The organism is Maribellus luteus, assembly GCF_003576475.1.
Taxonomy (GTDB): domain Bacteria; phylum Bacteroidota; class Bacteroidia; order Bacteroidales; family Prolixibacteraceae; genus Draconibacterium; species Draconibacterium luteum.
The window spans coordinates 1-529 of record NZ_QWGR01000255.1; the positions used below are offsets into that span (position 1 = coordinate 1).

Here is a 529-nt window from a genome sequence, read left to right on the forward strand (position 1 = left end):
TTCCGTGCCGCCTGGAAAGAGGCTGGTCACAAGCGCGAGCCGCGCGTCTCGGTCAGCCGCAGCATCTTCGCACTGGTCGATGACCGCGACCGCGCCTATTTCGGCGGCAGCGACAGCCAGGATCACTTCGGCTACATCGAGGCGGATACGCGAGCGGTATTCGGCCGGACCTATGCGGCGGAACCGGATGTGCTGATCGAGCAACTAAAGCAGGATGACGCTATCACCGAAGCCGACACGCTGCTGCTGACCGTGCCCAACCAGCTCGGCGTCGACTATTGCGCGCACGCGATCGAGGCGATCCTGAAGCACGTCGCGCCGGCGCTGGGGTGGCGGTGACTATGAATCGGCAACAACAAGGCGCTACGACCGCCAAGGCAAGGGAATCGCATATGCGAGTGATCTCGCCTGTGGCCTCCTTCGAGACGCCCGCCGTTGGCGGGCCCTCTCCATGAACCTGTGCAGCGCCCGCTTCGGCGCTGGGAACTCAGAATGAGGAGCGCGTGCGTTGCGTTGGTTTCAACGGGCA

Annotated in this window: 1 protein-coding gene; it reads left to right on the plus strand. The window is 64.1% G+C overall.

The window, feature by feature from the left end; genetic code table 11:
- On the plus strand, positions 1-339 hold a 339-nt coding region (locus tag D1614_RS24945), incomplete at its 5' end, for a hypothetical protein (protein ID WP_206610209.1).
- Positions 340-529: the final 190 nt, after the last annotated feature.